Raw genomic sequence first — 21365 nt, forward strand, 5'->3', positions numbered from 1 at the left:
TTCTCAAAGTACGCTCATCTTACACAGAAGTTCCATCTTTACTCAAAGATCCTCTAATTTTTTTAAACTTGAGGTGAATCTTGAGTAGAAGGGTTACTGAAACGACTATCTAACAAAAGGGTACTCAGAACGATGAGCCATCAACGTTAACATTTATTACAAAATATCTGATATTTTTTTTAAGGGGATAAGCGTTCTCTGAGCCATTGACTTGTTTCACTTCGACGATAGGATAAGCGATCGTGGAGGCGGCTAGGTCGTCCTTGCCAGAATTCAATCAGATCAGGTATGACGCGATATCCTCCCCAATGTGGCGGACGGGGAACTTCTTGACCTGCGTATTTTTGTTTGAGTTCTGCTAAACGCTGTTCGAGGATCTCTCGATTTTCGATAATTTTACTTTGTTCAGAAGCCCAAGCCCCAAAACGAGATTCATTGGGACGACTATAAAAATAGCGGTCGGATTCTGCTTCGGTAACTTTTTCAACTTTTCCTTCGATCCGTACTTGACGCTCTAAAGTATCCCACCAAAAGACTAAAGCAACCCAAGGATTTTGATTTAATTGTTGTCCTTTGGCACTGTTGTAATTAGTAAAAAAGACAAATCCTCTTTCATCAAAATCTTTTAATAAAACCATTCGTGAGCTTGGTTTTCCCTCTGGTGTTACGGTAGCGAGGGTCATGGCGTTAGGTTCTAGAATTTGCGCTTCTAGGGCTTTTTCAAACCAGTTTTTAAACTGAATAAAAGGATTTAGATCAGCTTGGGCTTCAATTAGTCCAGTCAACGTGTAATTTTGTCGAAGATCTGCGATTGGTTGGTTCATTGGTTACTTTTCTTTAGTAATTGCTTTTTTAAGATATCACAGATGTTATTTCTTCTTTTTTCATCATCACCAACAATCTAGTTTATGATTACTTAATGAATGCTTTTTTTTATGAAATGCTTGATTTTTATCAGTTTATTAAATCACGTTTTTGTGATTTTTTTTTGTTTTTAATTACTTTTAATTTTAAAAATTACACAATTTTTAAAGAAAGAAAAGAGAGAGTTGACGCTACAATGGAAATTATGGCAAATTGTCAAAAAGTTTCTGTTTTCCGTTCTGGGTTGACTGACGATAATGAAAGCCGATGGGTAAAGCAGTATACAACAGTCAATTAGATTGATCTACCTAGTATGTTCGCTCTAACTCTTTCAGGACGGAGGAGAAGCACTAAAACAAGATTAACCCATCTTGACTGATTGAGACAACTAGACGCTGAAATAAAAATAAAAATGGTTACAACCCCCATTTCTGAAACTCGTAAAGTCTCTAAAGTAGAAGGGCTAAAAGAACGCAGTAACTACTTAAGAGAACCTGTTGCGACCCAACTGCTAGAGAACACCACTCATTTTACTGAAGAGGCTACACAAATCCTCAAATTTCACGGCTCCTATCAACAAGATAACCGTGATAACCGAGTCAAAGGGCAAGAAAAAGACTATCAGTTCATGTTACGGACTCGTAGTCCAGGCGGTTATATCCCACCTGAATTGTATTTGACAATGGAAAAGCTTTCAGAAGAATACGGCAATCATACCCTTAGAATAACGACCCGCCAAGGGATGCAAATTCACGGCATTCTCAAGAAAAACTTAAAAACAGCGATCGCAGCAATTGTGCGGAATATGGGATCTACATTAGGAGCCTGTGGGGATCTTAATCGTAACGTCATGGCACCGCCCGCACCCTACAAAAACCGACCCGAATATCAGTATGCTTGGGAATATGCGGATAATGTGGCTGATTTACTCACCCCACAAACGGGAGCTTATTATGAAATTTGGCTAGATGGCGAAAAAGCGATCAGTGCTGAAAAACCAGAAGTAAAAGCAGCCAGAGAACGTAATCAAAACGGAACTAATCTTAATGATCCCATTGAACCACTTTACGGGGAACAGTATATGCCTCGTAAGTTTAAATGTAGTGTCACGGTTCCGGGGGATAACTCCATTGATGTTTATACACATGATGTTAGTCTGGTCGTCATTACAGACCCCTACGGCAACTTAGAAGGATTTAATATTCTAGCAGGGGGCGGTTTAGGAAGAAGCCACAATAATGAAGAAACCTTTGCGCGGATGTCCGATCCAATCGGTTATATCAACAAAGATGATATTTATAGTGCAATAAAAGCGATCGTGGCGACTCAAAGAGACTACGGCGAACGCTTTAACCGTCGTCATGCTCGGATGAAATATTTATTGCATGATTGGGGTGTAGAAAAATTTAGAGAGACTCTAGAAAGCTATTTGGGACAGCAACTAGAGCCATTTAAACCCCTGAAAGAGTGGAAATATCAAGACTTTTTAGGATGGCATGAACAAGGAGACGGACGGTTATTTTTTGGTCTTTCCGTCGAAAATGGACGCATTAAGGATCAAGGAAGCTTTCAATTGAAGACTGCTTTACGGAAGATTGTCGAGCAGTTTCAAATTCCGATGCGACTGACTCCAAATCATAATATTATTCTCTATGAGATTGAACCGACTAACAAAGGGTTGATCGAGGACATCTTACAGCAACACGGTGTGATTACGGATGCTCAAGAAATCGAGCCGCTAGTGCGTTTTTCGATGGCTTGTCCCGCACTCCCCACCTGTGGTTTAGCCATCACTGAATCAGAACGAGCTTTACCTGGCATTATTGATCGCATTCGTGGTTTACTCAATAAGCTAGATCTAAAAGATGAAAATTTCGTGATTCGGATGACAGGATGTCCTAATGGTTGTGCTAGACCATACATGGCTGAATTAGGCTTTGTGGGTAGTGCACCGAACGCTTACCAAGTTTGGTTGGGCGGAACACCCGATCAAACCCGTTTAGCACAAGCTTATGTCGATAAGCTACCTGATGAGCAAATCGAAACATTTCTAGAACCCTTGTTTGTTTACTTTAAACAAAGTAAAACCAAAGGTGAAAGTTTTGGTGAGTTTTGTCATCGAGTGGGTTTTGACTCCTTACGCGAATTTTCTGCTAATTATCAACCGTCTGATCAAGTTCCTATGAAACAAACGACTACTAAGCCTCGTAAAGATCGTAAAAATCAAAATCGTGTCAGCGTTCCAGATGAAATGTTTGTGCGTCTCAAAAGCGCGGCACAAGAGGAAGGCCGGCCCATGAACCATATTATTAATGAGGCTTTAGAGGCTTATTTCTCTTCAAAGAAAGAGTAACTTTAAATCAGTTATCACTAACCAGTAATCAGTCATCTGTAATATGATGACTGATTACTGGATGCTGACGACTGTAATTACCATCCTTTTTCTTGCCAAACGGGATGAGTGTATAAAGAAGCGGCTACTCTGACTCCGCGTAATTGATTTAATAAAGGAAGATGTCCTACTGGCGCACTGAGATCCCAAATAAACTCATTTGGGTATTGTGTCCAATTGTTGCCATTTTTCCAGTTAATTTTCGGCCAAAGTTTTGGGAAATCTTCACCTACAGATAGCCAGATTTTGCGCTGTACAGAAAAGCCAAATTTACCTTCAGAATGAACCCACCATAGAGAATTAATAGTGTGTAAGTCGGTGCTGGGAAACTGATCGACTTCAGTAAAATAAAGCCATTTGCGACTAACTGCCGCAACGCCAGCAAGTTCACAAAGCTTCTGACGAGTGAGACTATCGGCGGTTTGAAAATCACCCTCAGCCAGTAATTGCTGGAGTAAACGATAATCAATAGAGCGATCGCTCTCTAACGGTACCACACCTGTCGGGAAATGGGTTTGTAGAAAATCTTGTGTTTTAGAGGATTTAACTTGATAAAGGGTTTGATACACTTTCCCTTTTACTAAATTAACGGGTGCATCTTGAATAGAGCTTAAGTAATCGATCAGAACATCTAAACCCGCGTCTCCCGCACTGGCTAGATGTGAAATCATTTGTAACTGATTTTTTTCGGACTCAGAGCGAAATTGATTCGCCAACTGCGAAATATTTACACTAGATTCTTTTAAAAGGGTCGTATCGGGATCAGTCATGTTGGTATGGCAAAAAAATTGATTCTCTAGCACTTAGCTTACTCATTTGAACGAGAATCTTTAATCGATCATATCAGACTGTGGAGTTGTCCTTGGCGATTTGCTTCCTTATAAATATTTTTCGTTTCCAGCCATAACGCGCTCCGATCCCTAATCCTAGTAAAACTATTATTAGGAGTAGACTGCGTGTCAAAGGACTAAAATGAGGAAACCAACCCCTTTGTGACGCAATAATCTTGACTGAAGTTATCGCACCGATCGCATCAATTTCTACGGAATTAGCGGTGTTTTTTGGTGTCTGTTGTGCTGTTGAAAGGTCATAAGTTAAACGAACATAAGAAAAAAAATCTTTTTTCCCCCAACCCCATTGATCAAGGTTAATTCCTCCTTGTTGACCATCAACATAGCCTACATCATACCAAACCATTCCATCTTGACTAATCGCCACCATGAGGGGATGCTTAAGAGGTTCACTACTAAAAATCCAAAGATCGTTTTGAGAATTTCCATTCCCACTCAATAAATTGTCTGTAAATTTTACATTTAAAGTCCCAGTTGGGCCGAGTGTAACTGAATTGTTTGGCTGATCGAAAAAGAAAAAGCGTTTGCTTTGTTTTGCATTAGGAATACCTAAAGCCTCCAAAGGGTGATTGAGCGTTTCGTGATCTGAAGTTAATTCAATTGGCACAGCGTAAGCATTTTTTTGATAGTAAATGACTTCATCAGCAAAAGAAATCCCGCCTTGGGGAAATTGCAACCCTTTAAAGGTTTGAACTTGATTGAAAGCAACTGCCAAAATTACAACGGGTAAGATAGAAAGAATTAAAATGAGACTGATCTGTGCTGATTTTTTGAGGAGATGCCAAGATTGATTTGTTCTTAAATTTTGCAACTGTTTTAAGATTTCCCACGATGACCACTGGGGTATTCGTTTTGTGGTTTCTGAACGATAGAGAGGTAAGCTCACCTGAAAACAACTGCCCTTACCCATTTCACTACTCACCGTAATTTGTCCACCATGAACACGAGCGATCGCCATGGCAATGGCTAAACCAAGTCCTGTTCCTCCTTGACGATAAGTACGAGCTTGATCCGCCCGCCAAAACCGATCAAAAACAAAGGGAAGGCTTTCTGATGGTATGCCAATTCCTGTATCTTTAATGCTCACTAAAGCGGTTTGGTTATGTTGTGTGAGACGTAATCTAATTTTTCCGCCTTCTGGAGTATAGTTGATGGCGTTTTCTAAAAGATTTGAAAACAACCGACTTAATTGTGCTTGATCTCCTCTAATTTTGGCTTTGGCTAAACAATCATATTTAAAATGAATGTTTTTTGCTTCGGCGACGGGTTCGAGCCACTCAAATAAGTCGTCTAGTAGAGCATCTAAAGCTAGACAATGCCAATCTTGCTGGTTAAGAACGCTACTTTTTGCTTCACTACGAGCCAAAAATAGCAAATCTTGGGTTAAATGGGTCATTTGTTCAGTAGCACTAGCGATCGCTGCTAATTTTTTAGCATCTTTGGTCTCAAAGCGTTCGGGATGATTTCGCATCACATCAACTGAGGCTTTAATGGCTGTTAATGGCCCCCGTAATTCATGAGACGCATCGGCTGTAAACTGTTGTAGTTGTTTAAAGCTTTGCATAACGGGTTCTAAGGCTTTTTTGGTCAGCCAAAGCCCACCAAGGGCAATCAACCCTAAAACCGTTAGAACACTAAAGCCCAACTGCCATAAGAATTGATTTTGAACGGTCTGTATTTCTTGAGTTGTTTGACCACCGCGAATATATCCTACTAAAGTGAGTTGCTCTGAAATGGAGCTTTTTTGTTTAATAGGAAGCGTATATGTGCGTATTTGATAGGGTAGTAAATCTTTTTGGCTAATTAGTGTCCAAAACCCTTGTTTAGGAGGAAATAATAACTTTAAGTTTCCCTGACGTGCTAAAAGCCGACCTTGAGCGTCGAACCATTCTAAACTTTGCTGCTCTGAATTAAAAATCTCGCGCCAAGAAACATTATCTAAATTGCTTAAATCTTTGTTTTCTTGACTAATCTGAGTAAAAGAAGGCGCAGTGACCAGCACCAAGGATTTTAAACTTTCATCTACTTGATTATAGAGGCTGCGACTAAATAACCAAAAAAAGGCCGCGCTAAATAAACATAAAATAGCCGCCATTACTAATAAGTAATATAACAGTAGGCGACTTCGAGAACTTTGGAACATCTGATGATGTCGCTTTTTTGTTAATTAGTCTTATCCATCTTAGCCAATTTTTTGAGGCTTATAAGGAAAAACTAAGAAGAAAAAAATATTACTCTACATTTGGACTGGCTTGACTAATTTCAGATAATTCAGAAAGACTGCCAGGGCGATTTTCTCCCCACTTAATTAATTGATTTAAAACTGAGGGGGTTAGGTTCGCTAGGCGGGCGGCATCATTAAGATCTTTTCCGCTACGCAAAGCCCTAATTGCGGTTTGAACTTTTTTATACGTTTTTGTTCCGTAATTAATCTGACCTTTTTCATCAGCGACCATGAGACCTGCAACAATATCATTAGCGTGGCTTAGATGTACATCGGATTGCTGAGGTGACGGGTTGACGCCCCTACTATATAAGTAATCTCGATAAACTTGTTTAGAAAGTTGCTGGGCTTTGAGGGCTGTTCTATTTTTAAGTTCATTGCTTTTATAATCCGTTTGGTTCGGAGTGATAAAGCTATCTAATGGCTTTTGCGGTGGCTGTGTGGAAAACAAAGCTCTCGAGTCGAGTTTAATTTCAGCACTAGAGGGTTTAGGTTTAGAGGCTTGAATCGTAGAGTGAGGATAAGAAAGATTAGTAGAGGGAGTAAAAGACACTGATCCAGGGCCCGATGCAGGTAACCTAGATTGAATTTGAGGGTTTTTGTTTTGGGTACTTAGTTTCTCGCGTAAGGAATTTTGAGAATTGTTTATTTGAATAGAAGAGCCTAAAACTCTGAAATTGTGTTCAGAGGAATGAGTTTGACCACTTTTAATGATTTGATTTAGTAATGAGCCAGCCTGACTATTAAGAGACGGTAAATTTTTTTTAATAATTAAGGGATAATTAGTATTTTGAGTGGAAAGGGTGGGCTGATTGTTTTTGTCTAACTCCAGACTTTTAACTTGGTTTTTGTAGGTTTCTATTTCTCCTTCTAGTTTTTTGATTTCCTGTTGGTGCTGGGCAATTTTTTGATAGCTCGTTTTTAATTGGGCTTGTTCTGCGCTGGTTTTCCCTTTAACAGCCGTATAATAAGAATCTGTTGGCTCTGCTACATCTGGTTGATTACTGGTTAGCTGGGTTTGTTGCGATCGCATTAGTGGCACAATCAAGACCGCTATGATCGCTGTAGCCATATTTAGCTTTATTAGGTTTTTGACAACAGAAGGTAAGGTTTTCATCCTTTCTACTCCAAAACTTAGCTTCTTTGATATGCCCTAGCACATGGGAACGCTAAAAGAGGGTTAATGGGTTATTTTAGTTCTAGATAGGCACTTAAACGAATGTTATCGAGGTAACAGACGCTCTGATGTTCTATCTCAGCTTGATGCCTTTAGCATACTATAGTTTATTTCTTGATATATATTCAATAATTCCCGATGTTGATGTGGAAATTTCTATTTTAACTAACTCAATTTGTCCGCCATAAGCTTGAACGGTTGGAGCTTCGGGTAAAGTGGATAGGGTATAATCACCCCCTTTGACGTAAATATCGGGTTTGAGGGTTTTAATTAAATGATTAGCCGTTGTTTCATTGAAAATGACCACACCATCAACTGCTTTTAGTGCGGCAATGACTTCTGCTCGTTGAGTTTCAGGAATAATCGGACGAGGTGGACTCCCTGCTTTATGGGGTTTAATTTGACCCACTGAGTGATCACTATTTAAACCGACTACTAAGGTTTTACCATAGGTTTTTGCCGCATTTAAATAGCGCACATGACCCACATGGAGTAGGTCAAAGCAACCGTTTGTTAAGACTAGGGGTCGCCACTGTTCAGGATAAGTAGCAATCGCGAGTTCTAATTCATACAGGGTATAAACAGCAGTCATGTTAAGTTAGATTGGTAATTTCAATGGGATCTATTGTATCGGCCATTGAAAAACCAAAAATACGAGAATAAAAATAGTATTCCCCATCAAGGGCTTTTTTAATTGTTTCAGCGCGACGAAATCCATGCTGTTCCCCGACAAACGGAACATACGCAACGGGTAAACCTTTCTTTCTCAAGGCTTTTACCATTATTTCGGCTTGGTTAGGGGGAACGACTTTATCTTCTAAACCTTGGAAAAAAATTACGGGACAAGATAAGCGATCAATAAAATGGATAGGCGACCGCTTGACATATATCTCTTTTTGTGCAGGGTAAAGACCGATTAACCGATCTAGATAACGAGATTCAAACTTATGAGTATCTTTACATAAAATTTCTAAATCACTGACCCCATAGTAACTGGCTCCTGCTTTAAAGGTGTCATGAAAGGTTAAAGCAGCTAAAGTCGTATAACCTCCTGCACTTCCTCCAGAAATGGCTAAACGGTTTTCGTCTACTTTCCCTTGTTTGACTAAATATTTGGCACCGTTGATACAATCTTGAACATCGACGATTCCCCAATTGTGATCTAAACGTTGACGGTATGAGCGTCCATATCCTGTACTACCGCCATAGTTCACATCTAGATAACCAAAGCCACGACTTGTCCAATATTGGATTCTTAAGTTTAACCCAACTGAGGCGGCGGCGGTTGGCCCTCCATGACTTTTGACGAGTAAGGGGGGTTTTTCGTCTAGCCCTAGTTGATAGTCTGAGTTTTTTGGCGGATAATACCAAGCATAGGCGGTTAGTCCGTTGTCTGTGGGAAATGCGATCGCTTCTGGACAAGAAATATATTTTAGATCAATCGTCAGTTCACTAGCGTTTTTAAGAATAGTGGTTTCTTGAGTTTTAAAATCATATTGAATAATGGCTGCTGTTTGAGTGGGAGAACTGCCGATAAAAACCAGCTTTTCTTCTTGAACTTTTAGACAAAATATATTAGTGTAGGGTAAATTAATCGGTTGAAGTTGTTGAGTTTTTAGGTCAATCAGAGCGAGATACCAGCGACCATTTTGAGTATAAATACAAGCTATTTTATCGGGATTAATAAAACCATAAGTAGAGATGCCAAAAATCCAATGAGGATAGGCGAATTCTGCTTCAGTTTGATAAATAGATACTGGCTCATTTTGATAGCGATAGAGATTCCACCAAAGTGTATGATCGCTACTAAAATAGAGATAACCATCGGGCGACCATCTAGGTTCACAAATCGATTCTTCTATATTTGCAATTAGACATTGACGGTTTTCTAAATTGCCTCTCTTATCAAAATTAGCCCGCCATAATTGACTTTCATCCCAAGGCATATGAGGATGGTTCCACTCAATCCAAGCTAATTGATTTCCATCTGGGCTTAAACGAGGTGAGGTATAAAAATCGGCTCCAAAAGCTAACTTTTTGATGGTTCCATTTTGAAGATCAATACTAGCTAAATAATTTTCGGGTTCTTGTTCAGAATCAGTATGATCTTCACATACACAAATTAGGCGATCGCGATTTTTATCTAGAATTAAATCAGCATAACGCAATTTAGTTATTGTTGTTAAAGGTTGTGGCGTATTCGTATCAACTTGTTGTCGATAAATTTGTTGATCAGCGTAATTAACAAAATAGATAATTCCGTCACTAACAAGGTAAGATCCCCCGCCATATTCATGAACCCGAGTCCGAATGTTATAAGGTTGGGGTGTAATTTCTCTTATTTCTCCATCTGATGAGTGCTTTACTAATACGTTTCTTCCCCCTTCGGATGGTCTTCCTTCTAACCAGTAAACATCATTTCTGTCAATAGATGCCTCACTTAAGCTGATTGTTTCTGCTACAATCAAGTCGGAAGTAATCGGAGATTTCCAAGAACCGTAATGACCTTGCATAGTTAGAAAATGTGTTAAAAATTACTTAATCTTATTTTATAAGTTAATTGTTGTCAAAACATCAAAAATTATAGATTAAAAAAATGTTAAGTTTTTAAAAATCATCTGGTTTTTTAAGTCAATTCGTAATTATCATAGAGTTTAAACTGTAGTGTTCCCTAATTAAGATGAATTTTCCTTTTAAAAGAATGATTGGTACATCATTCATTTCTAGTGCTTTAGCCATCGGTCTTATTTTTCCTAGTTTTGCACAAGAAAAAACTGTTGTTAACCTTCAAATAAAAAGAGCAATTGATGCAGCACAAGAGATTGATAAAATTCCTAATGCTGGCGAATTGGATGGAGATTACACTTATTTTACCTTAGCTGATGGCGTGATTTGTGGATTTCTTTTTAAAGAAATGCCGAAAGCGGCTGTCTATGTGATTTGTCAAAATCAAGTCGTGTCTCGTTCTTTAACCAGTGTTGAAGAAATTGAAGCAGTAGCTGATTTATTTGCCGAACAGTTACAGACTCGTTCTAATAATGCAGGACAAGAATTGGCGAGAAAAATACAAGAGAAATGGCCAACTGAAACGGATACAGAATATCAAGTTTCTAACTCTAATGGTCAGACCTTAAACTCTCAATAAATTACTGCAATTAGCGGCTTAAATTGCGGTGTTTAGTGGCAGTAGATGAAGGATTTTGTCGATCTAAACTATAAGCTCCTGAACCATAAGCGACAATCATAAACAATCCTCCCATTAGTCCTAAATTCTTAAAAAATGAAATTTCTTCGTCAGGGAAGTTAGTATGAAAAATGAGGGTAGCAGGAATTAAAAAACCAATCAAAAGCAGTGCGCCCCAACGAGCTTGATAACCTAATAAAATTGATAGTCCACCGACAATTAAAACCAAAATAGTAGCAACTAAAAGCAGACCTGGAAAAGGTAACCCTTTAGCTGCCATATATTGCTGTGTTGACATGGGATCTAAAACTTTATCAATTCCAGATTTGATAAAAATAGTTGAGAGTAAAATTCGAGCAAGTAAAGGAATAAACTTTTCCATAATAATTAGACGATCGCTTGTTGAATACTATGACAGAATTCCCTTACTGATTGTAATCCCTCTTCGGGTGTTCCTTCGGCGAGTTTTTTGACGATGGCACTACCAACAATTACGCCATTTGCCCCCCATTGCTTGACTTGTAAGGCTTGTTCGGGTGAAGAAATGCCAAAACCGACCCCAATCGGTTTATCAGTGACACTACGGATTAAAGAGATTAATTCTTCAACACGGGTAGCTACTTGAGTACGCATTCCCGTCACACCCGTCACACTAACGAGGTAGATAAAACCTTGAGACTGTTGTGCGATCACTTTGATTCGTTCTTTAGAGCTTGTCGGAGCGATCAATAAAATTACCTCAATCCCCCGTTCAATAGCAGCATTTAGTAGGGTGTGAGCCTCTTCTAAGGGCAAATCAGGAACAACCAAACCTTTAACCCCTGCGGCGGCAATTAGATCCAAAAAAGACTCAACACCTCGGTAAAAGATCGGATTATAGTAATTAAAGAGAACGATCGGGGCTGTTATTTCTGAGCTAGTCGTTCTGACGATTTCTAAAACATCCTCTAGCTTGACTCCTTTTTGTAAAGCGCGAGTTGCTGCCGCTTGAATTACGGGCCCATCTGCGAGAGGATCAGAATATGGAACACCTAACTCGATTAAATCTGCACCCCCAACATTAAGAACTTTTAATGCTTTGGCGGTTGTTTCTAAGTCAGGATCTCCAGCAGTCAGAAAAGGAATAAAAGCACATTTATTTTGATGGCGCAACGATTGAAAACAAGCAGAAATAGAAGTCATTATTGAGTCAAGACTAGGTTTTAAAAGTGAAGTTTTGTTTTTTTAGCTTTTTGCTAACTTTCTATTATATCAGTGTGGTGCATTTTATATGATTAGCTATCTCAAAGGTCAGGTGATTGATGTTGTCAAGAATGCGAATAATCGGCTGATTTTAATTTTAGAAGTTAATCAGATGGGTTATGAAATTCAAATTCCGTCGCGTCTAGCTAGACAATTTTCTGAAAATAAAAGCGAAATTGAATCTATTTTTACTCATTTTCAAATTCGAGAAGATCAAGCCATCTTATACGGTTTTGCCAGTGCAGCAGAACGCGATCTCTTTCGTCAATTAATCGCTGTATCAGGAATAGGAACCCAATTAGCTATTGCTTTAGTTGATACACTGGGGATTGAAGAATTAGTGCAAGCAATTGTGACTGGAAATATTAAAACTCTTTCTAAAACCCCAGGAGTCGGGGCAAAAACAGCCGAACGAATTGCTTTGGAATTAAAAACTAAACTTTCTGGAGGGCGCAAAAGTAGCGGCGTTTCTACAACTTTATCGACGGCTATTCCTTCTCGTGAGATTATCGATGATGTGGAGATGACTTTACTCGCTTTGGGTTATACTCAAGAGGAAATTAATCAAGCTTTATCCGCACTGAGTCAGGATCAATTATTGCTAAAAAATACTCATGTAGAGGAATGGATTAAAAGTGCGATCGCATGGTTAAGTTAGCTTTCATCTCCTAATAATACATCTTCATAGATGCTAGATAGAGAACAAGAATAATCAATACTGGTAAATTTGATTTCTATTTCTTCTGGAGTAAGATTGGTTTCATCAAGATTATATGACGTTAATTCCCATTTATGATTATGATTAAGTCGATAGCAGTCCAAACTCATTTTATTGGCATTAATCAAAACATATTCTTTTAAGGTACTACTTTGACGATAGTGTTTAAACTTATCACCTCGATCAAATGCTTCTGTACTTGGGGAAAGAACTTCGATAATGAAACAAGGATAATTAACTACTTTACGGGCTTTTTGATCTCTCGGATCGCAAGTGACCATAACATCAGGATAATGAAACGGGCCTTTTTCAGATATGCTTACCTTTGCATCTGACATAAAAACTCTGCATCCTTTTCCGCGAAAATAGTTTTTTAATAATGATGCTAAGTTTAAGGCTATTTCATTATGAGGAAGTGTTCCACCTACCATGTCGTAAATTTCCCCATCAATGTAGCCATATTTAAGGGGTTGTTGTTCCTCCCAGTCTAAATATTCTTCGGGAGTCATATAGGTGATTTTAGGATCAGCCACCATCTTTTTAAAATCCGAACGTTTGTATTGATTTTACTATTGTAATTCTAGTTAATGTCGTTGTGGCCAACGTTTGATGGACTTGTTGTTAATTTATCTGTTTGATAGGGAATACTAATTCTGAAGAGTTAATCTGTGCTAAACGTGACTTATGATGACAGAAGAAGAAATCCTTCAGACGGTAGAACAACAATGTCAGGAAATGGGAATTTATTTTCAAGTTTTTTTACAAGTTCCTTATTTGTATATTTATATCAATCGTGAAACCGACTATCCTGTTGATTATCCGCAACTAACAGACAAGATTTTTAAGACGATCGCAAAACTACCTCTTTCAGATATACAAGGCATTTCTCTTCATAGTCGCATTTTAGGTATTGTTGAACCTGACTGGGAAACTTATTTAGAATTACCTACACTCACGACAGATACAGATGAAGTCATCCAAGAGAGCATCACAGCACCAGAAAATAATTATATTGAATTAGAACAAAAATCATTATCCCCAGAAAACGAGCGATTACCCGAAATAGTTATAGAAAAAATTCAAGAAACAAACTTAAATGAGTCCTCACCCGAAATAGCTGTAGAAGAAACCCCAGAAACAATCTTAAATGAATCATCGCCAGAATTAGAAAAAACTTTAGCTACAGAAGTCGTCGAAGAACCTACCGCTAAACCCTTTGAATTATCAAAATACTGCTTTACCCGTAACCGATCGCTCTTAACGGCAACATTACCGCATCCTCCCACCAATATAGCCAAAATGGTTGACTTTTTTCACGTTTTACCCAATAAACAGATCGTTGTTTCATTCTTAGAAGAGATTTTTAACACAGGTCAAACATCGAATACACAAAATCATCCCGAAAGTATACAACAATGGGTTAAAGAAATTTTGGCACTAGACGCAGAGAAAAAGCGAAAAGCTTCGATCTGGTTTAGTCGTTATTGTCTTAATCCAAACGCAACAATGGAACAAGTGCAAGCCGTTTTAGCAATTATTGCAGAACAAACCCCTGCAACAACCGAAAAAACGCCAAACCAACCCAGAGAAAAGACAGAACCCTCTTTATTAACCCCATCTAAAGCTAAACCGCCACTACCTGCCGAAAAATCACCTAATCAAACAACTGACTCAAATTCTCGTTCTAAAACAGTTTCTAAACGTAAAAAAATACCCACTTGGCAATTTTCATCACTCCATTTAGCGATCGCATGGATTATTGTTACAGTATTCGCCATCATGATCAATTTTCGGACGATGAGTGCAGCCTTAGAAACGTCTCCTTTGTGTACAAATTCCCCTGCATCGGATGAATGCGAACTTGCCGTACAAATAGTGGGCGCACCTGCCATTGAATTAGCCACTAAAAGCCATTCTGGAGAACCTTCAGAACGAACCAAAGCCGCAGCCGAATATGAAGGCGTGACAGCCGATGTCTATACCATTCCTTATGGTCTTTCAGAGTCGGCGGATCGTACTTGTGCGTTTTATGGAACTATTAAAGCGGGCATGACGTTTAAAGAAGTGGCAAAAATGATGCCCAAACCGATCTCAACAGCAGGCAAAATTATTTTACCTGGGGTTTATTTTGTTGATGTTCAGCAAAACAACTTTAAAGGGGGTTCAGAAGCCATTAGAACAGCTTGCGTTTTTCGTTATCAAGAAACAAAACAAAACGTAAACGTTGATACTTTAGCAATTGAAGTAATTCCGACACAATGGCCAAAAGAAAGCTATGAAGCAACATCTCAACCCGTCGCTATTCAAAAAGCATCAGGTTTATTTAGTACGCTAAGTGTTTTGGGAACAGGAACATTATTTACAGCTATTGGTATGTTTGTCGCTATTCTCTTAGGTTTAGGAATTCGTGCTAATAGCTTAGACACGATTTTTAAAGCATCTTTCTTTTTAGGCATCATTGAAACACTTTTATCTTTTCTTCCGATTTTCTTTATCGCTAAAATTGCCTTAGAAACCCTAGCTTTAGGTTTAACTTCTGCTATCGTCAAGGATTTTAAGGTTGAGTGGAGTTCTGGTTATCCCGTTGTCGCGGCAGGTGCGATCGTTATTATGGGTCTTAGAACATTGCTCAATTGGATCGTTTTTAGTTTATTACTGGCTTCGGTGAGTTAGTCTTGAGCAAAGAAACTGCTTAAAAATACATGAATTTATTGACTTTTTTCAAAAAAATTAATAAATTTTATTAAAATCAGATTTTTTTTGATGTTAGGATTTTAGAATCATCGCTAAATTAAATGTTTCCAAGGCTCTAAAAAAAAATTAAACATTTGATGTTGTAGAAAAAGGACTTTATTTATGACTACCCCAGAAACGTTACCCTTAAGTCAAGAATGCTTGAAAGGACTTGCAGAGAAGATCGCTCTATTTTTTGCGCCACATCAAGATGAAATTCCATCTGCAGAAAAATATCGAAGAATATCACCTGTAATTGCTGAAAATCTTCAAATTGAAATAAATGTTGTAGACAAATCAAATTCGTCATCTCAAAAGACACCCAGTGTAAATGAGAAATGTCTGACTGAAATAACAGAACAGATGAATGAATTTTTAGATAAACATTCGATTCCACAAGACACGATCGCAGCTTTTCCCAGTCAGCAATGTCTTAACGAATTAGCAGATCTTATGTCTGATTTTTTTATTCACAATCAGATCCCACCCGAAATAGTCGATACCCTTGAAGTTGAGATCAAATATCAATCTGCAACTGATCAAGAAATTATGGCTTTGACTATGGGTTGTGTTCCAGGTGGGCCACCTCATGCGCCTTGTCTGCACCTCAAAAATGGGGTATCAAATAATTAAACACGATAAAATAATGTTTGCTCAAATCTCTACACAGTATCTATTTGATTGGGCTTCTTGCATTTCGCGTCATTTAGGGTTAGTTAGCTTAATTTTGGCGGCAAATTTACTGTTTCTTGACAGTGCTGAGGCTCAATCAAATCAAATTCAAAGCGATCAGACTTTGGGTGTAGAAAGCTCAGTTATTAAACCCAATGTTGACATAAATGGTCTTAGCAGTGATGTGATCGAAGGGGGGGCAAGTCGAGGCGAAAACTTATTTCACAGTTTTACAGAATTTAACGTTGGTGAAGGAAATAGAGTTTATTTTAATAACCCTTCCCAAATTCAACGTATTTTTAGCCGAGTGACAGGTGGTCATCAGTCGAGCATTTTGGGTACATTAGGCGTGTTAGGAAATGCCGATTTATTTTTGCTTAATCCGAGTGGGATTATTTTTGGCCCTAATGCAGCTTTAGACCTCAAAGGATCATTTATCGCCACTACTGCTAGCGATCTCATTTTCTCCGATGGAACACAGTTTAGTGCGGTCAACACTGAAACTTCTCCTTTACTTACGGTTAGTATTCCAGTGGGTTTACAGTTTAGGAATACACCTAGTGCGATCGTCAATCAATCTCAGACGTTGTATGACACAGAAAAAGGCTTTATAGACATTGGAGGTCTTCGAGTACAGCCTTTGAAAACCCTAGCCCTCATTGGCGGTGATGTCATACTCAAAGGGGGATTTCTAAATGCTGATGGAGGTAGAGTTGAAGTTGGTAGTGTAGCAGAATCAGGTCAAGTGAGCATTAAACCGATCGCTAAAGGTTGGATGTTAAGCTATGATGGTGTACAAAATTTTGGCGATATCCGTTTACAGCAGGATGTATTCCAATTAGAGCCAGTTTTCCAGATTTACTCTCAAATTAATGCTAATGGAAGTAATAGAGTACAGGAAGGTGGAGATATCCAGCTACAGGGTCGCCATATTATTTTAGCTGATGGTTCCAGAATTTTTGCGGCGGCGAATGCACAGAACAAGCCTGGCGGAACCTTGACTGTAAATGCTTCAGAATCAGTTGAGATTGTAGGAAATTTATTATTAGGTCTTCCTGCCATTTTATCAACATCGATTATCAATGAAGGAAATGGCGGAAATCTAGAGATCAACACAAAACAAGTTATCTTGCGGGATCTGGCTTTTATTACATCACAATCTATTCCTGAGACAACGGGAAAAGTAGGTAATGTGACTATCAATGCGTCTGAGTCCGTAAATGTCAGCAACAAGAGTGAAATTTCAACTTTAGCTCAAGGTGCTGGAGATGCTGGAATTTTGCAAATTAATACCCGACAGTTAACGATTAAGGAGCAAGGACAAATTAGTGCTGCGACTTTTGCTCAGGGAAACGGTGGTCGTATTGTGGTGAATGCTGAAAAAGTTAACATTCATGATGGAGGGAGTATTTTTGTTAACAGTCAAGGTACAGGTCAAGCAGGTAACATAAACATCAATGCGTCCTCAATTGGTTTGTCTAACTTTGGCTCATTGAATGCAGAAACACAAGCAGGGGAAGGCAATATCACACTTAATATTCAAGATGAAACGATTATACGCAATAACAGCAAAATTACCACAAATTCAACAGGGAACGAGAGCGGAGGTAATATCATTATTAATACAGGGGTTTTAGCTGCCTTTGAGAATAGCGATATTACAGCGAATTCAGTAAACGCCACAGGTGGACAAGTCATCATCAACACTCAAGGAATTTTTCAGATTCTTAATAGTGACATCACTGCTACATCGGCTCTTGGGCCAGAATTTAACGGTATTATCGAACTCAATACGCCAGAAATTGATCCCAGTCGCGGTCTAGTATCATTTCCCGAAACCGTAATCGATCCAACGGCTCTAGTTGTTCAAAATCCCTGTAAAAAAGACAAAGCTAACGGATTTACTATAGCTGGACGCGGGGGTTTACCGCCTAATATTAATGATGACTTTAATCGGGATGCTGTTCAAGTCGATTTAGTTGAACCCGTTTCTCCACAAAATCGCCCTAAAAAGTCAGAACAAACTCTTACACTACCTCAACCGATTAAACCGGTTCAGGGATGGATTTTTAATAATAAAGGTGAAGTGGTGCTGACCGCTTATAATCCTATAGTAACCGAGCCACAACGAGACAAAGAAAAATCGGTTAGCTGCCCTGCTCTATGAAAATACTGAGACGATTAAAACGGCTTTTTCGATGGTCATCTTTGAGTTTGGCTATTTTATTATTTTTTCTATCTGTGAAAATTACGCTGTCGTTTCCATTAGTCGAACAAGGCAAAAAACTTTATCAATCCCAACAATATCAAGAAGCGGCTCAGATTTGGCAGAAAGCGGCTGATGATTTTGCGAGTCAAGGTGATGCTCTTAATCAAGCGATGGCATTAAGTAATCTCGCTTTGAGTGAGCAACAACTAGGAAAATGGAATCAAGCCACGTCAAATCTTAATTTAAGTCTAAATCTTCTAGAATCTCTGAAAAATACTTCTGAAAAACAGCAAATTCTTGCATCAACTTTAGACATTCAAGGACAATTGCAACTTGCGATCGGACAACCTACACTAGCCCTCGAAACTTGGATTAAAGCAGCAAATGTTTATCGAGAAATAGGCGCACGCAATCATCTTACTCGAAATCAAATTAATCAAGCCCAAGCGATGCAAGATTTGGGGCTATATCCGAGAGCCTGTGACACCTTGTTGACCACTCTAGAAATAGAACATCAAAGCTGTACTATCTCAGAACAACAACTGCAACAATTTACAAAGGCTACACCCATCGAAATTTTAGGGTTACGGAGTCTGGGTAATGTTCTGCGAGTCCTTGGGCAAACTGAACAATCTCAAGAAGTCTTAGTCATCAGTGGACAATTAGCCCGACAAATTGGAGATACGCAAAATCTGACGGCTATTTATCTGAGTTTGGGCAACACAGCAAGGGCTATGGGTGAACGTAAAAAAGAGCAAGAAATATCATTAAATGAGCCTGTAGAGTGCTTAGAAAAGAGTTCAGACCATTTTTTATCAAAAGCAGCAGTTTGCTACCGTCAAGCCGCATCTTTCCCAACAACTCAACTTCAGGCTCAACTTAATTTACTGAGTTTGTCGGCCCTCATTCAACCGTCTGAAGTACCGATCTTAATTTCAGATATTAGAGCAAATCTGACCACTTTACCACCGAGTCAAACATCGATTACGGCTCATCTTAAACTTGCACAAAATCTGATCTGTCTTCAATCTAAAGATTCTCTCTCACAACCGAAATCGCCTATATTGCAACAATGTCCATCGATTCAACCCGTTTCTACCAATACGACATCGTGGTTAGAGATCGAACAAATTGTCAGATATGCCTATCAACAAGCACAATTGCTCGAAAATCAGCGAGGAGAAGCAAATGCACTGGGTTATTTAGGAGAAATCGCACAACAACAAGGAAATCTAACCCAAGCTCAACAGTTAACTATACAAGCTTTGCAGTTACTTTCTGCGATGAATAGTCCCCATCTGACTTATCTTTGGCAATGGCAACTAGGACATTTGTATCAAATTCAAGGCGAGACTCAGAAAGCAATTAAATCATATACCCTAGCCTTTGAAAACCTGCAATCGCTACGTTCAGATTTAGTGGCAACAAATCGAGATATTCAGTTTACCTTTAGAGATAGTGTAGAACCCGTTTATCGAGAGTTAGTTAGTTTGCTTCTGCAAGATCAAACCCCCAGTCAGGAAAATCTTAATTTTGCTCGTAATGTCATTGAAGCTTTACAAATTGCTGAACTGAATAACTTTTTTCAAGAAGCGTGTTTAGATGCAAAACCGCAATCAATTGAACAACTCGATCCAAATGCAGCGATTATCTATCCGATTATCTTACCGAATCGTCTTGCGGTGATTGTATCTGTTGCTAATCAACCGTTGCACTATTACACCACGACATTTAAAGAAACTGATGACATAGAAAATACCTATAATGACTTATTGGCCAACTTGAACCCATTTATTTCAAGTCCAGAACCATTACGATCGCATCAACAGTTTTATGATTGGTTAATCCGTCCTATTCGCTCAGAACTAGAACAAAGCGGAATCAAAACTTTAGTCTTTGTGCTAGATGGACTGTTGCGTAACATACCGATGGCCGCCCTGCACGATGGTCAACAGTATCTCATTGAGCAGTATAATGTTGTTCTAGCCCCTGGGTTACAATTGATTAATCCACGTTCATTTAACCGCAAAGATTTAAGAACACTCGTGGGTGGCTTAGCCGAAGCCCGTCAAGGGTTTTCGCCTTTGCCTGGGGTTAAAAAAGAAGTACAAGACATTGCCCGAATTGTTCCGACTGCCGTATTTTTGGATGGAGAGTTTACAAGCGATCGCATTAAATCTGAAATCGCCTCGACGACTTTCCCTGTAGTGCATTTAGCCACTCATGGTCAGTTTTCTTCTCAAGCTGATCAGACTTTTTTATTAACTTGGGATCAGCGCGTCAACGTCAAAGACATTAATCAATTACTTACTGAACGTGAACAAGATCCGATTGAACTATTAGTGTTAAGTGCCTGTCAGACAGCCGCAGGGGATCAACGCTCGGCTTTAGGAATTGCAGGATTTGCTGTACGATCTGGCGCACGTAGTACCGTAGCAACCCTTTGGTCGGTGCAAGATCAATCGACTGCTAGTTTAATTACTCGTTTCTATTTCGTTCTTAATCAACCCCAGATGACAAAAGCGGAAGCACTACGCCAAGCACAATTGACTTTATTGCGATCGTCTCAGTATCAACATCCTTATTATTGGGCCCCTTTTGTTCTGGTCGGCAATTGGTTATAACTCTTATTCAACGCTATAACCTCGTTCTTTTAAGCAGTTCGCTAAAACCTGATTATAAGCTTGTATTTCTTGTTGTCTTCTCTGTCGTGAGGCTGGGGTAGGATTGCTATCATCTTTAGAAGGGAGCCTTGGGTCTAACCCCGTTTGTTGTCTAGCTACTGCATAACAATCGTGAATGTCTCGGTTTTGTTGTTCTTGATTTTGCCCTTGATTGGGAGAAATTAAGGAAACTCCGTAGCTTGGACTCACCAAGATCACACTAAATCCGATCAACACAATAGTTTTAATAGAAATTTTGATCATTTTGGGCAATAATTAAAATGTCATATAGTATTAAGCTTAACAATTTACAAGCTGCAACACTGCATCAGCTTACTTTGCTAAGAAACTATAAGATTTTTTAACAATTCATTTAATAATAAACAATTTATTGAAAAACAAGATTATTTTTAAGTAGAAATTAATGCTTGAGTAA

General features: G+C 38.8%; 18 protein-coding genes. 8 read left to right on the forward strand and 10 right to left on the reverse strand.

Annotated elements, in window-relative coordinates:
• Nucleotides 1-179: 179 nt before the first annotated feature.
• Nucleotides 180-824, reverse strand: a complete 645-nt coding sequence (pdxH, locus tag CFPU101_RS10670; protein WP_206815331.1) for a pyridoxamine 5'-phosphate oxidase — start codon at nucleotides 822-824, stop codon at nucleotides 180-182.
• A 95-nt stretch (nucleotides 825-919) separates the two neighbouring features.
• Here pdxH and CFPU101_RS10675 point away from each other — a divergent pair, with 95 nt between their 5' ends.
• Together CFPU101_RS10675 and sir are read left to right on the forward strand one after the other, a co-directional pair.
• Complete coding sequence (locus CFPU101_RS10675; RefSeq protein WP_206815332.1) at nucleotides 920-1162, forward strand: hypothetical protein; 243 nt, start codon at nucleotides 920-922, stop codon at nucleotides 1160-1162.
• Between the two features lie 114 nt (nucleotides 1163-1276).
• Complete coding sequence (sir, locus tag CFPU101_RS10680) at nucleotides 1277-3217, forward strand: sulfite reductase, ferredoxin dependent (protein ID WP_206815333.1); 1941 nt, start codon at nucleotides 1277-1279, stop codon at nucleotides 3215-3217.
• 77 nt (nucleotides 3218-3294) lie between these two features.
• Here sir and CFPU101_RS10685 read toward each other — a convergent pair whose 3' ends face one another.
• The 5 genes from CFPU101_RS10685 to CFPU101_RS10705 form a co-directional block, all read right to left on the reverse strand.
• Nucleotides 3295-4026, reverse strand: a complete 732-nt coding sequence (locus tag CFPU101_RS10685; protein WP_206815334.1) for a GUN4 domain-containing protein — start codon at nucleotides 4024-4026, stop codon at nucleotides 3295-3297.
• Between the two features lie 73 nt (nucleotides 4027-4099).
• Complete coding sequence (locus tag CFPU101_RS10690; protein ID WP_206815335.1) at nucleotides 4100-6250, reverse strand: cell wall metabolism sensor histidine kinase WalK; 2151 nt, start codon at nucleotides 6248-6250, stop codon at nucleotides 4100-4102.
• Between the two features lie 88 nt (nucleotides 6251-6338).
• Entirely contained in the window at nucleotides 6339-7448 is a 1110-nt protein-coding gene (locus tag CFPU101_RS10695) for a hypothetical protein (RefSeq protein WP_206815336.1), read from the reverse strand.
• A 160-nt stretch (nucleotides 7449-7608) separates the two neighbouring features.
• On the reverse strand, nucleotides 7609-8100 hold the full coding sequence (locus tag CFPU101_RS10700) for an adenylyltransferase/cytidyltransferase family protein (RefSeq protein ID WP_206815337.1): 492 nt from the start codon (nucleotides 8098-8100) through the stop codon (nucleotides 7609-7611).
• A gap of 1 nt (nucleotide 8101) precedes the next feature.
• Complete coding sequence (locus CFPU101_RS10705) at nucleotides 8102-10021, reverse strand: S9 family peptidase (RefSeq protein WP_206815338.1); 1920 nt, start codon at nucleotides 10019-10021, stop codon at nucleotides 8102-8104.
• 167 nt (nucleotides 10022-10188) lie between these two features.
• Between CFPU101_RS10705 and CFPU101_RS10710 the strand changes: the two genes are divergently transcribed.
• The gene (locus CFPU101_RS10710) at nucleotides 10189-10653 is read left to right on the forward strand and encodes a hypothetical protein (protein ID WP_206815339.1); all 465 of its coding nucleotides are present in this window, start codon (nucleotides 10189-10191) and stop codon (nucleotides 10651-10653) included.
• 10 nt (nucleotides 10654-10663) lie between these two features.
• On the opposite strand, the gene CFPU101_RS10715 is transcribed toward CFPU101_RS10710, so the two are convergent.
• Together CFPU101_RS10715 and trpA are read right to left on the reverse strand one after the other, a co-directional pair.
• A complete protein-coding gene (locus CFPU101_RS10715) occupies nucleotides 10664-11074 on the reverse strand; it encodes a DoxX family protein (protein ID WP_206815340.1) in 411 nt (136 codons plus the stop codon).
• 5 nt (nucleotides 11075-11079) lie between these two features.
• A complete protein-coding gene (gene trpA / locus CFPU101_RS10720; protein ID WP_206815341.1) occupies nucleotides 11080-11874 on the reverse strand; it encodes a tryptophan synthase subunit alpha in 795 nt (264 codons plus the stop codon).
• An 88-nt stretch (nucleotides 11875-11962) separates the two neighbouring features.
• Here trpA and ruvA point away from each other — a divergent pair, with 88 nt between their 5' ends.
• Nucleotides 11963-12592 (forward strand): Holliday junction branch migration protein RuvA, encoded by a 630-nt coding sequence (ruvA, locus tag CFPU101_RS10725; protein WP_206815342.1) that lies wholly within the window; start codon nucleotides 11963-11965, stop codon nucleotides 12590-12592.
• On the opposite strand, the gene CFPU101_RS10730 is transcribed toward ruvA, so the two are convergent.
• The gene (locus CFPU101_RS10730; RefSeq protein ID WP_206815343.1) at nucleotides 12589-13188 is read right to left on the reverse strand and encodes a Uma2 family endonuclease; all 600 of its coding nucleotides are present in this window, start codon (nucleotides 13186-13188) and stop codon (nucleotides 12589-12591) included. The genes ruvA and CFPU101_RS10730 overlap by 4 nt on opposite strands.
• 148 nt (nucleotides 13189-13336) lie before the next feature.
• Between CFPU101_RS10730 and CFPU101_RS10735 the strand changes: the two genes are divergently transcribed.
• From CFPU101_RS10735 to CFPU101_RS10750, 4 genes are all read left to right on the forward strand, one after another.
• Entirely contained in the window at nucleotides 13337-15325 is a 1989-nt protein-coding gene (locus CFPU101_RS10735) for a phage holin family protein (RefSeq protein ID WP_206815344.1), read from the forward strand.
• Nucleotides 15326-15508: 183 nt separating this feature from the next.
• Entirely contained in the window at nucleotides 15509-16018 is a 510-nt protein-coding gene (locus CFPU101_RS10740) for a hypothetical protein (protein WP_206815345.1), read from the forward strand.
• A gap of 13 nt (nucleotides 16019-16031) precedes the next feature.
• The gene (locus CFPU101_RS10745; RefSeq protein WP_206815346.1) at nucleotides 16032-18224 is read left to right on the forward strand and encodes a filamentous hemagglutinin N-terminal domain-containing protein; all 2193 of its coding nucleotides are present in this window, start codon (nucleotides 16032-16034) and stop codon (nucleotides 18222-18224) included.
• Nucleotides 18221-20890: a CHAT domain-containing protein gene (locus CFPU101_RS10750; RefSeq protein WP_206815347.1), complete on the forward strand. Its 2670-nt coding sequence runs from the start codon at nucleotides 18221-18223 to the stop codon at nucleotides 20888-20890. The genes CFPU101_RS10745 and CFPU101_RS10750 overlap by 4 nt, the downstream gene beginning before the upstream one ends.
• Before the next feature lie 3 nt (nucleotides 20891-20893).
• Here CFPU101_RS10750 and CFPU101_RS10755 read toward each other — a convergent pair whose 3' ends face one another.
• Complete coding sequence (locus CFPU101_RS10755) at nucleotides 20894-21193, reverse strand: hypothetical protein (protein WP_206815348.1); 300 nt, start codon at nucleotides 21191-21193, stop codon at nucleotides 20894-20896.
• Nucleotides 21194-21365 lie beyond the last annotated feature (172 nt).

The sequence above is a fragment of the Chroococcus sp. FPU101 genome (genome assembly GCF_017312365.1).
GTDB lineage: Bacteria > Cyanobacteriota > Cyanobacteriia > Cyanobacteriales > Microcystaceae > Chroococcus.

Bases quoted from the DNA above. Each gene is read 5' to 3' on its own strand.
- pdxH (WP_206815331.1), bottom strand. From the start codon at position 824: ATGAACCAACCAATCGCAGATCTTCGACAAAATTACACGTTGACTGGA.
- CFPU101_RS10675 (WP_206815332.1), top strand. From the start codon at position 920: ATGAATGCTTTTTTTTATGAAATGCTTGATTTTTATCAGTTTATTAAA.
- sir (WP_206815333.1), top strand. From the start codon at position 1,277: ATGGTTACAACCCCCATTTCTGAAACTCGTAAAGTCTCTAAAGTAGAA.
- CFPU101_RS10685 (WP_206815334.1), bottom strand. From the start codon at position 4,026: ATGACTGATCCCGATACGACCCTTTTAAAAGAATCTAGTGTAAATATT.
- CFPU101_RS10690 (WP_206815335.1), bottom strand. From the start codon at position 6,250: ATGTTCCAAAGTTCTCGAAGTCGCCTACTGTTATATTACTTATTAGTA.
- CFPU101_RS10695 (WP_206815336.1), bottom strand. From the start codon at position 7,448: ATGAAAACCTTACCTTCTGTTGTCAAAAACCTAATAAAGCTAAATATG.
- CFPU101_RS10700 (WP_206815337.1), bottom strand. From the start codon at position 8,100: ATGACTGCTGTTTATACCCTGTATGAATTAGAACTCGCGATTGCTACT.
- CFPU101_RS10705 (WP_206815338.1), bottom strand. From the start codon at position 10,021: ATGCAAGGTCATTACGGTTCTTGGAAATCTCCGATTACTTCCGACTTG.
- CFPU101_RS10710 (WP_206815339.1), top strand. From the start codon at position 10,189: ATGAATTTTCCTTTTAAAAGAATGATTGGTACATCATTCATTTCTAGT.
- CFPU101_RS10715 (WP_206815340.1), bottom strand. From the start codon at position 11,074: ATGGAAAAGTTTATTCCTTTACTTGCTCGAATTTTACTCTCAACTATT.
- trpA (WP_206815341.1), bottom strand. From the start codon at position 11,874: ATGACTTCTATTTCTGCTTGTTTTCAATCGTTGCGCCATCAAAATAAA.
- ruvA (WP_206815342.1), top strand. From the start codon at position 11,963: ATGATTAGCTATCTCAAAGGTCAGGTGATTGATGTTGTCAAGAATGCG.
- CFPU101_RS10730 (WP_206815343.1), bottom strand. From the start codon at position 13,188: ATGGTGGCTGATCCTAAAATCACCTATATGACTCCCGAAGAATATTTA.
- CFPU101_RS10735 (WP_206815344.1), top strand. From the start codon at position 13,337: ATGATGACAGAAGAAGAAATCCTTCAGACGGTAGAACAACAATGTCAG.
- CFPU101_RS10740 (WP_206815345.1), top strand. From the start codon at position 15,509: ATGACTACCCCAGAAACGTTACCCTTAAGTCAAGAATGCTTGAAAGGA.
- CFPU101_RS10745 (WP_206815346.1), top strand. From the start codon at position 16,032: ATGTTTGCTCAAATCTCTACACAGTATCTATTTGATTGGGCTTCTTGC.
- CFPU101_RS10750 (WP_206815347.1), top strand. From the start codon at position 18,221: ATGAAAATACTGAGACGATTAAAACGGCTTTTTCGATGGTCATCTTTG.
- CFPU101_RS10755 (WP_206815348.1), bottom strand. From the start codon at position 21,193: ATGATCAAAATTTCTATTAAAACTATTGTGTTGATCGGATTTAGTGTG.